This window comes from Sinorhizobium sp. BJ1 (assembly GCF_002531555.1).
GTDB classification, from domain to species: Bacteria; Pseudomonadota; Alphaproteobacteria; order Rhizobiales; family Rhizobiaceae; genus Sinorhizobium; species Sinorhizobium fredii_B.
Window position 1 is genome coordinate 1 of the sequence record NZ_NWTH01000069.1, and the last position, 10,005, is coordinate 10,005.

Consider the following 10,005-nt stretch of genomic DNA (forward strand, 5'->3'; position numbering starts at 1 on the left):
CATATTCACATATTGAAGCGCAATACGAACCGGTCACCGCCTCCCGTCTGCACTATAAGCCGCCCCGGTCTCAGGATCGCGAACATGAATGTGAGCGACTGCAGCACCCGCCTTAGCAGCCTCGACGGCGGCCGCTGCGATTTCTTTCGTAAGCGGTCAGCCGATAGCGTCAGGCTTGAAGTTCCAGGGCATGAGCGCTTCGATTTCGGATGCGGGCCAGCCTTGAGCAATGCGGGTCAAGGTTTGGGAGAGCCCGTCGAGCGGATCGACGCCATTCATTTTGCAGGTTTATGCCGACCGGCGAACTATGCCGAGCACCTCTTCCAACACATCAGTTGAAACGCGCCTTTCTCGCCGTTTCCGCTGGAGATTTGTTGTAGGCACTCGGCATAGTTCTCATGCTCAGAGGGCATTCAGGAATTCCAGAAGCCGGTCGCTTGGTCGAAATCGCTCGGCCTTGGCGCGTTCGTACGGCTTCAGCTTTGCGAGCGCGGATACCTTCAGTTCAAGATGTGCATGAAGATAGGTCAGCGTCGTTTCCATCGCATGGATGGGGATGACACGGTCTCTGCGCCCTTTGCCGCGTAGCGGACGAAAGCCCGCAACGTGCCGGCTTGTTTGCTGAAAGAGTAGCCGAGCGATTGGCGCAGTTCAATGTAGCGCTCAGCCTTCTCGCCGAGGAATCGGGCAAAGGCGGTCATGCCGCGCCTCCCGGAAAGGGGAGTGCGACCTCGGCAAGCTGCGAGGCCGCAACCTTCACGTACAGCGCCGTTGTGTTGATGCTCCGGTGACCAAGAAGATCGGCGACCTCGTTGATCGGCCGTCGCTGCCCGACAAGCTGGGTAGCAAGGCTGTGGCGCAGGAGATGCGCACCTGCGACCCGCCCGAGTTCGACCCCGCCATGCCGCAAACACTTCCGCACGATCCTAGAAACAGGCGCCGCACACTTGAACGGTCCCATCGGCGGCGTGAACGACAGGAACAGATACGGACTATCCACCTTCGGTCGAGCGCGCAGGATGTAATCGGCGAGTGCGGCGCCAGTCTCCTCGAGGAGTGGCACCACCCGATCACGCTTGCCCTTGGTCCGCCGGACAGAAACCTCGCCAGTACGCCAGTCGATATCCCGCAGCCGAATGGCGCGTAACTCGCCGTTGCGAATGCCCGTGGTGGCGAGCAGCAGCAGGACGGCTCGATCGCGGATGCCGACCGGCGTCGTTGCGCCGATTGCATCGATCGCGTGCCGAACGTCATCCCATGCAAGGCGCGGCGGCAAATGCGCCAAACGCCAAGAGGGCGTCCTTGGGACGACGCGGGCGAGATCTTGGTGATGGCGACCAGCCCAATATAAAAACCGAAGAAATGTTCGAATGTGAGAAGTCGCTGCCGTGCGACTGCCGGAGGTTGCCGATAGCGACAGCCGATGCTCGACAGCAGCAAGGACCTGCTCAGCCGTCAACGCCTCGAGGTCCTGGTCGGGATGGTGATGGCGGAACCAATCCAGAAAGCGGCGGCCGCCCAGAAGAACGCCTTCGCGGGTGTTCGGCTCCAGCCCCCGCATTCTATGCAGATAGTCCGAAAAGGAGGCCAGAAGCGGAGCATCCTGATTATCCTCTTCCCTTGGAACAGAAATAATGAACCGCTCCGGAGCCACTCGCCGTGCGTGTCCTAGCGCCGACATAGCTCCAATGCGTGGCGTATCCGTGGGAAACGTGCGCAAATAGCTATCGACGACATCTTGATGGATCGGCATCGAACCGCAGCGCGTCCCGGCAAACCGGCTAAAGGGCGCAATTCGGCTCAGATAAATCTTGGCCGACGCTCGTTTGTAACCAAGTCTGAAAAAATGCTCCGCGAGGCGATCCATCTCGCCACCGAGCGCACCACTACGCAGGCGCTTGAGCACCCCACCATACGAAAAATAGAACTCGAGCATCTTGCCCCTCCGGAGTAGCGGCGCAGGGGGATCCCACACCCATCCGAGAGGCACGAAATATTATGTGGCGGAGAATTCCAGATTTGACGGGCCACGGCTGGCGCCGAGACGGCCTCCGCCACATAATCTCGCTCGACACATAAGAACGGGTCGAGGCCGCCGTCCCGCACCAGCGCCATCAAAGACGCGGCTCCCTTGCGGAAGTCGACCGGCTGGCACGACACGTAAACCACAACTCCGGACGCGATCATGCCTTGCGGACCACCCGGAGAATCTTGGCCAGGTGATCGGGATCGACATCGACGCCGGCGCGCACCACGACATCGCCCACGACGATTTCCACCATCGAGCTGCCCACCGCATCAAAGCGCGTGAACTTGACTGGCGCGCTTGATCCCTCCGTCAATGGCGCAACCATTCCCGACGAAAGCGCCTTGCGACGCCACGCATAGAGCTGCGACGGATCCAGTCCCTGAGACCACGCAATCGCCGACACATTGGCTCCCGGCGAGAGCGCGTCGGCGACAAGCTGTGCCTTCTCTTCATCCGTCCAATGACGCGGCTTGCGTCGAGACTGCACCGGCTCCGCCGTCATGACCTCGAATGTTCGATGATGATTCACACTGTCGCTCATAGGTTTCTCCGCATGACTCATGCAGAGAATGCGCGTTCAGCAGCCTCAAAGATACGTGGGGTAACCTACGCGCTTACTTTCTTTTGCCAACGAGGTATGTTAGGGGACTTCGATGCAGTATCTCCCGCACCGGTCACAGCACAAGTGATAAAGACCTCGCGGGTGTGGCCGTCAATCGCGATCGACTGTCCTGAAATGATCCGCCCCTGAGGACTGCAGAGATACACGATCATACTTGCGATCTCATGTATACTCACCAGTCTCCGCATTGAAGTCTGATCGAGAGCCGTCTGCCTGATTGCCTCAATAGGCAGCCCGTGTGATTTGGCAGCCATCTGGTGCACCACGTTCAGCCGACACGTCGTAGACGGTGACGTCCAAGCCTGCTCGCATGAAATGCGCAGCCCATCCGGCACCAATAAGGCCGGCGCCGACGCAGGTAACTTTAGAAATTGTAGTGTTCACTTGGTTCTATCTCCGGCGAATCTCTCGCTGTCGCGACGTGCTCGCTGCGGCCGCGCTAGGGCCGCCTGGTAAGTAGGTCGCCACAAGACCTGAAACGCAGGAACTGCGGGTGTTCCCTGGGGAGCATGCAACGACATGATCATTCCCCCGGGGACTTGGCTCTACGAGGCAGATCGCAAACGTTTGGGCGCGGCGCTTGCCGGCGCCTGTGACGCCGGTGTTTATCGCGCCTCGAGGCGCTGCTGCTGGTGGCCGCGGAGCTCCAATATTTGTTCGAAGAGGCTGCACGGAACTACTTTCTGACGGATATATGCATGCAGTGAGGCCGCAAAGTCGGTCATCGGAATTGCGCTCCCGTTCGATGGCGGAAGCTTGGTGGTCAGAGGAGGCCACTCTGAATAGTCCGCTCTTGATAATCGATCTCAAGGCGAGCAGCCTTAGCCATGGGCCGCCGCCCGTTCCACCCGACTGGAGCAAAAGACAATTTGACGCCATCATGGCGAATGGCCCGAACATTAAGTGTTGACTAAGGTCGAAGTGGGCCCGATCCTCGGCTCACAGGCGGAGGTGCGGCAGAATGGTAGCGATGGGCCTCGGCGGCGGCCAGCGCGGCACGTAAAAAACTCAAAAAGGGCTGAGTACATAGGATTCAGCCCTCTTTATTTTTTCAGCTTAAGCCGGCTGTCTTTGTTAGTAGGCCGAACTGGATGAGTTATTCAGGTTGTGGCGCTCAGTGCCCTTGAGTGGCGGATTAAAGACGCTGACGAGGATCAGGTCCTGGTCACGGCCGCCACGAAGGTAATGCTTGTCATGCTTATCGAGCACGTAGATGTCACCCTTGCGGATGGGGAAGACATTGCCCTCCATATCCTCGACCTCGCCTTCACCGCCGATGCAGTAGCAGGCCTCCAGATGGTTGCGATATTCAAGCAATGAGGTGGTGTTGGCACGCACCACCGTATGACAAACGGTAAAGCCCATGCCGTCCTTTTCCGTCAGCAGCCGGTGGCTGGTACCGCTGCCCCATTCTACAAAATAATCGGTGGCTTCGACATCTTGCAGGCTACGCACGAACATTACGCTCTCTCCCGATGTAAGAAAATTTTGACAATTGCGTCGATGCGAGTTCAGATCGATCTCGGCAGGAGTTCCTTATCCGCTGGATTCCTGCGGCTAACAAATGACGATTCCTAACCTGATAGTTGAGGACGTTTTACATATGCTGCCACCGCTTGGTCCCTTGCGGGTCTTCGAAGCAGCGGCCCGTCTCGCCAGCTTTTCCCGGGCCGCCGACGAACTGCATGTGACGCACGCCGCCGTGAGCCATCAGATCCGGCAACTGGAGGAATGGTTCGGCCGTCCCCTGTTTTTGCGAGAAAAGCGCGGCGTCCGCCTAGCCCCGGAGGCCGAACGGCTCGCGGAAGCGCTTTCCACAAGTTTGGACCGCATTGCCGCCGAAGCAGAAGCCCTGAGGCTGAGGACGAAATCGGAGATCACCGTCGCCTGTATTCCCTCGATCGCAACCCGCTGGCTGATCCCGGCGCTTCGCGATTTCCTTGCGACGCATGCCGACATCATGGTCAAGGTGGTCTATGCCATGGCAGCGCAGCGCCTACGCGAAACCGGTTGTGACGTGCTGATCACGCTCGGCGCGGACACCTCGGACGGAGTTCTCTGCAGGCGGCTATTTTCGCGGGCGAACAAACCGGTCGCTAGCCCGCGCTATCTCGAAGGAAAAGGCGAGCTCACGAATGCAGAACAGATTGCAAAAGCGGACCTCCTGCACGACGAGACCATGACCCACTGGGAGCAGTGGTTCGCCAAGGCAGGCCTCCAGCCGGATCGAACGCCAACAGGTCCGGTGTTTCAGGACTTCAACCTACTCGCGACGGCGGCCATCGCCGGCCACGGCGTTGCGCTTTGTCCGGTCGAGGTGTGCAGGCGAGAAATCAAAAACGGCAATCTCGTCGTACTCTCGGACATCACGGTTCTCGACGAGGAAAGCTACTTCCTGATCACCAAGGCAGCGCGGCACAAGGCGGTGGCTGCCTTCTGCGGCTGGTTCCAACAGGTCGTGGATCCGGCAGCACGCTAGAGCGAGCTGATTTTTAGCTGGCTCCGTTCATATCCGATTGGCTTGCGCTCGGCAGAGTGCAGCTAAATCCCTGGAAAGAGGGATCTTCCGGAACGAAGCACTGAGCATGAGAACTACCCGCGGAGACGACGGTACTTATACCGCCCCTCATTGATGCTGACTCTCTGGATTCCCAAAAGCGGGCGAATCTGAATCGATAGCGCAAACAGAAGGATTGCGATGGGTTCAGCGATTTCATTGCGGTTAGACCTTGACGGGGATGGGCTGCGTCTTCTGGCACGGCAGACAAAGGATGCCAGTCAGATGCGTCGTCTGTTGGCGCTGGCGTCGATTGATATGGTGGCTCTCGTGCTGATGCTGGTCGGCCGGGCAGAGTCACGGTGCAGATCGTGCGTGACTGGGTGGCGCGGTTCAACGCACGTGGCTCAGACGGTTTGATCGACGGCAGGGCTCCGGGCAAACCATCGTTGCTGAACGACGATCAACGTGCGGCCTTGGCACAAGCCATCGAGCGTGGTCCCACACCCTATCTCGATGGCGTCGTGCGCTGGCGTCTGTGCGACCTGGCCCAATGGCTTTGGGGGGAAATCCGTGTCTCGCTGAGCGAGCAGAGCTTGGGCCGCGAAGTTCGCTCGATGGGCTAACGCAAACTCTCAGCTCGCCCGAGGCATCATGCGCAGAGGCGATCAGCGCATCGGGCTCGCTACGTACCTTTGCTTCACGCACGATGCGGCCATCCGCATCCATCACGCATACACTTGAATATTCCAACGAGACATCGATTCCGGCATACTGCTTCATGGTCGTCTCTCCGTGATGCTATGGAGCAGGCCATTCCTGACTCCGCGACACCATCATTGTGAGGGACGACCACCAGACATCCAAACCTGGCTGGTTATACCATCTAACTTGCGGCCGCTTCTCTCTCATTAAATCCATGGCTCTCACACTGTCTTTATTGACGTCCATATAGACAGAACATCTAGTTCGCCTCACTTCTCAGCAAGGGGATGCGTATCTTGGTGACGCAGTGGGTTCCGAAGCAATCGAGGATGCGTAGCTGCACGGAGTCACCTTGTTATGAGCGGCGAAAGCGACCATCAAGGCGGACAAGCGATCGCTCACAACGCCCATTGTAATCACCCTCGAGGGCGACAGAACGCGAAGCAACAGCGCGCAAGATCCTCGATCACTTAAACACGCACATCACTCGACTCCACGACGACTTCGCCGGATTGCTCACGACTGGCCGAGCATTGTTCTCACCGACTTGGCGACGGCCCTCTTCTCTGCCTAGAGCACGTATTCCACGCTTATCGCCTCTATTGGGCCGTAACAATTCTCGCATCGACCGCGACGCATCGAGTGGGACCGACAACCAACGGGTTGATCTCGGCTTCGATTACGTTGTGGTGCCCTGACATAAAGCGCGAAACCGCCGCAACTGCCCGAACAACGCCAGGCACGTCAAGTGGTGAACTGCCACGAAAGCCTGCGAACAGTGGCGCAATGCGCAAGGAGGTTAGCATACGCTTGGCGATTATCTCATCGACCGGTGCAAGCGCAATCACGCGGTCACGCCAGATTTCAGTCTTCGTGCCGCCCGCGCCTACCACAACTGTTGCTCCGAAATTCGGATCACGAACGCCTCCAATCAGTAATTCCACACCGTCCCGCTCAACGACCATTTCCTCAACGCTGAAGCCAGTTGGCTTGAGTTGCTTGGTAAGATTTTCGATCTTAGCTCGAAGAGTCGCTTCATTAGGAACCCCGAGGACGACTGCTCCAGCATCGCTCTTATGCAAGCTGCCCAGAGCCTTCAGGACCACGGGATATCCGATGGAACTTGCGGCCGCCGCGGCCTCCTCGAAATCTGCTGCATCTACTGCTCGTGTGAATTCTACTCCACTAACGGCAAGCGCATTTCGACTTGCCAAGTAATCTGTCCCCCCAACGTACGCGGTTGATGACTCAGTCTTCGGCAATTGCCGCGATGGGCGGCGCATGCGGCCAAGCGCCAAACTTCGCGCGGCCTCGACCGGAAAATCGAAAACTGGCACCCGATCTGCCGCAAACTTCACCATTGCCGGCTCGTCTGTCATCATGCTTGCAACAGCCAGCGCAACCTCAGACCCTTTGCAGATGTTGAGGAAGTTGGCAGCGACAGTGGCTTCTGCTTCGGCCGCTCCACCCGCCAGATTGTTGAACGCCCCATTCAGAAGAATCGCATCCACCTCGCTGGACGAGGCTATGGCGCTGATGACCGGCTCAAAAATGCCAAGATCAAGAGCACCAACGATATCAACCGGATTTCCGACTGCGGAATTTGGAAGGGTGAGTTCCGCAAGCTTAGCAGCAAGTGTCGGTGAGAACGCGGGAACCTCAAACCCCTCCGTGATGCAGGCGTCGGTTGCAAGCGTAGCAGGGCCCCCTCCATCGGCCACCACAGCTACTCGTTTGCCTTTCGTTCGACCGGGTGCTTTCAAACCTCGGAGTGCCAAGAGAAGATCACCGACGCTGCGAACGCGAATGACGTCAAGCTCGGCGCATATGCTAGCCAATACATCTTCGCTGGAGACCGTCGAGCCCGTATGGGAGGCGACACTTCTGCCTACCGCCTCGCATGCGCGGGCAACTACGAGAACGACTTCCTTGTCCATCTTCCGCGCGCGTTCAATAGCTTGGAACAAGCGACGACCGCCGCGAAACTCCTCGACATATGCTACAACCACACGTGTGTTTGGGTCGACCGCAAACGCCTCAATGAACTCTGCGACTGAGAGATCAGCTTGGTTCCCAACCGATACAGCCCGCGAGATGCCCAGACCTAAAGGAGGCAGGCGAAGTCCAAGTTCTAGGATCAGACCGCCACTTTGGGAAATGATTCCAACCTGCCCGGGTGTGAGGGTCCAGAATGCCGTGCAGGCGAGTTTGGCAGCCGCGTCGTACAAGCCGATGCAATTCGGACCAACGAGCCTTGCACCAGCTACTCGTATTTTCTCGCGAAGCTCGACTTCCAAGCGGCGACCTTCATCGCCGATCTCACCGAAGCCTGCCGCAGTGCACACAAAGTAACGAGTCCCCAGCTCAAGAGCCTCTTGCACAATACGGGAAACATTTGCCGCTGGTACGCAAATGACGGCGAGTTCGGGTGCCTCGGGAAGCGCACCCAAAGATGTGTGGGAAGGTTGTCCAAATATCACTTCACCGCGGAGATTTATGAGATAGATGCGCCGCCTTTCAGCACCGGCGAGCAATTGGCGAGCGTACTCATGCCCCCACTTGCCCGGCGTCGACGATGCACCAACTAACGCCACAGACCGGGGATTGAACAATCCGTCGAGTGCGTTGAGATCGTTTCCTGTGATTTTCATTATCATCTCGCTTTGCGTTGAACTAATAGTGGGTCACGGCCCATGCGGGCTCACGGGTATGTTCCGTTATCGTTGCGGCGAGCGTTGCCACCCAATTTCGGGGTTTTGGCCCCATGGATCGCCCATGCCGCGAAGACATTACCGACGTGGAGCCTCGGAGTAACCGCTTACCCCGAGGAGTTGACAACGTCGGAGTCGAAGCCGCGAGACGCGAGGAAGTGTGTGTTTCGGCACTGAACTTTGGCTGCGACTCATTTTTGATGCAGTTGTAACGATGCTGCGTTGCTGGTTTCACAAAAGAATCAGCCTGATGAGCACGAAGCTCTGCGCTTCTGATTTGGTACCGGCTGGCTTCATTGCTAAACGCATCACCCACATTGACGATGAACCTGCATCTGCTTTCCCGAACCAGTGTGACGGCAGCTTGTCCAGCGTGCGGACGAATGTCTCGAACGGTCCGAAGTCGCTATTGCCGCCAGTCGCGGACCTTCCCCTTTCAGGAAGGCGCGTCAAGCTTCTCGTTGGCACTCGTAGGTTCGCTTGTGATTCCGTGCTTCGTGGGAAACAGATATTTGCTGAGCGGTTCGGCGATGTGCTGCCGCCCTATGCTAGACGAACTGGAAGCCTCCAGCATGTTGTCCACCATTTGGCGCTCGCGCTTGGCGGACGCCCGGCGGCGCGTTTTGCCCAGCGGCTGATGCTACCGGCCAGCAACGACACTCTGCTGCGCGTCATCCGCAGGCAGGGCCTTCCGCCATCAGCCCCACCCTCGGTAATTGGCATCGATGATTGGGCCTGGCGTCGCAATCATCGCTACGGCACGATCGTGTGTGATCTGGAAAGGCGGAGGCCGGTCAGTCTGCTGCCAGACCGCGAGCCAGCGACCGGCGGAGGCTTGGCTGCGACGGAACCCCAAAATCCAAATCGTTGCCCGCGACCGTGGCGGCGCTTACGGGCTGGCGGCAGCAAGGGCATTGCCGGATGCCGTGCAGGTCGCTGATCGATGGCACTTGATGGAAAATGCCAGCCGTGCATTCCTGGACGCGGTCCGCAAATCGATGCGGCAACTCCGCAAGACGCTCGGTGCAACGCGCGTCGATCCCACGCTGCTGACCGCGGTCGAACGCCTTCAATACGAAGGTTATCTCAGACGGGAGCAGACCAACGCGGCCATCATGGTGCTGTCGAAGGACGGCATGACGATCAAGGAAATCGTGCGGCGCACCGGTCACAGCCGCGGCTTGGTCCCAGGTGCTCAGAGGGCAACGAAACGATGTCTTTCGGTCTCGAGAAAGTTCGTTGGAAATGTATCTGGAGTGGCTCGACGCACAATCGGCTGCCGGCAGGCGGAACGGCGGCGTTTGAGAATACAGGGCTTTCGCGGTTCGCGCCGAGTCGTGAGTGAATGGACCGCTCGCCTCTTAACAACCAACAGAGACAACCATCGCCGCGATCGAAAGCGGCGGCCCGCTGCTTATTGCGGCTCGCGATATCATTACCG

At 58.4% G+C, this 10,005-nt stretch carries 7 protein-coding genes and 4 pseudogenes; 3 read left to right on the top strand and 8 right to left on the bottom strand.

Features of this window, described 5'->3' with window-relative positions:
• Window positions 1–57: 57 nt before the first annotated feature.
• From CO676_RS33375 to CO676_RS33415, 6 genes and pseudogenes are all read right to left on the bottom strand, one after another.
• Window positions 58–156 (bottom strand): annotated as a pseudogene (locus CO676_RS33375) (3-keto-5-aminohexanoate cleavage protein); the annotation flags it as partial.
• Window positions 157–288 (bottom strand): annotated as a pseudogene (locus tag CO676_RS33380) (transposase domain-containing protein); the annotation flags it as partial. It abuts the pseudogene before it with no gap.
• A 239-nt stretch (window positions 289–527) separates the two neighbouring features.
• Entirely contained in the window at window positions 528–701 is a 174-nt protein-coding gene (locus CO676_RS33390) for a hypothetical protein (protein ID WP_245424642.1), read from the bottom strand.
• Window positions 698–1,936, bottom strand: a complete 1,239-nt coding sequence (locus CO676_RS33395; protein WP_097524204.1) for a site-specific integrase — start codon at window positions 1,934–1,936, stop codon at window positions 698–700. The genes CO676_RS33390 and CO676_RS33395 overlap by 4 nt, the downstream gene beginning before the upstream one ends.
• 247 nt (window positions 1,937–2,183) lie before the next feature.
• Window positions 2,184–2,570, bottom strand: coding sequence for a transposase (locus CO676_RS33400; protein WP_097524205.1), 387 nt, complete (start codon window positions 2,568–2,570; stop codon window positions 2,184–2,186).
• A gap of 1,155 nt (window positions 2,571–3,725) precedes the next feature.
• Entirely contained in the window at window positions 3,726–4,112 is a 387-nt protein-coding gene (locus CO676_RS33415) for an ectoine synthase (RefSeq protein ID WP_097524208.1), read from the bottom strand.
• Between the two features lie 142 nt (window positions 4,113–4,254).
• On the opposite strand from CO676_RS33415, the gene CO676_RS33420 reads away from it, so the two are divergent.
• Together CO676_RS33420 and CO676_RS33425 are read left to right on the top strand one after the other, a co-directional pair.
• A complete protein-coding gene (locus CO676_RS33420; RefSeq protein ID WP_097524209.1) occupies window positions 4,255–5,130 on the top strand; it encodes a LysR substrate-binding domain-containing protein in 876 nt (291 codons plus the stop codon).
• A 380-nt stretch (window positions 5,131–5,510) separates the two neighbouring features.
• On the top strand, window positions 5,511–5,774 hold the full coding sequence (locus CO676_RS33425) for a helix-turn-helix domain-containing protein (protein ID WP_097524210.1): 264 nt from the start codon (window positions 5,511–5,513) through the stop codon (window positions 5,772–5,774).
• 40 nt (window positions 5,775–5,814) lie between these two features.
• On the opposite strand, the pseudogene CO676_RS33430 reads toward CO676_RS33425, so the two are convergent.
• Together CO676_RS33430 and CO676_RS33440 are read right to left on the bottom strand one after the other, a co-directional pair.
• A pseudogene (locus CO676_RS33430) lies at window positions 5,815–5,931 on the bottom strand (IS110 family transposase); the annotation flags it as partial.
• A gap of 521 nt (window positions 5,932–6,452) precedes the next feature.
• Window positions 6,453–8,504: an acetate--CoA ligase family protein gene (locus CO676_RS33440; protein ID WP_179875758.1), complete on the bottom strand. Its 2,052-nt coding sequence runs from the start codon at window positions 8,502–8,504 to the stop codon at window positions 6,453–6,455.
• Between the two features lie 310 nt (window positions 8,505–8,814).
• Between CO676_RS33440 and CO676_RS33445 the strand changes: the two are divergent.
• A pseudogene (locus CO676_RS33445) lies at window positions 8,815–10,005 on the top strand (ISL3 family transposase); the annotation flags it as partial.

Coding starts and splice junctions, on each gene's coding strand:
- CO676_RS33390 (WP_245424642.1), bottom strand. CDS start 701: ATGACCGCCTTTGCCCGATTCCTCGGCGAGAAGGCTGAGCGCTACATT.
- CO676_RS33395 (WP_097524204.1), bottom strand. CDS start 1,936: ATGCTCGAGTTCTATTTTTCGTATGGTGGGGTGCTCAAGCGCCTGCGT.
- CO676_RS33400 (WP_097524205.1), bottom strand. CDS start 2,570: ATGAGCGACAGTGTGAATCATCATCGAACATTCGAGGTCATGACGGCG.
- CO676_RS33415 (WP_097524208.1), bottom strand. CDS start 4,112: ATGTTCGTGCGTAGCCTGCAAGATGTCGAAGCCACCGATTATTTTGTA.
- CO676_RS33420 (WP_097524209.1), top strand. CDS start 4,255: ATGCTGCCACCGCTTGGTCCCTTGCGGGTCTTCGAAGCAGCGGCCCGT.
- CO676_RS33440 (WP_179875758.1), bottom strand. CDS start 8,504: ATGAAAATCACAGGAAACGATCTCAACGCACTCGACGGATTGTTCAAT.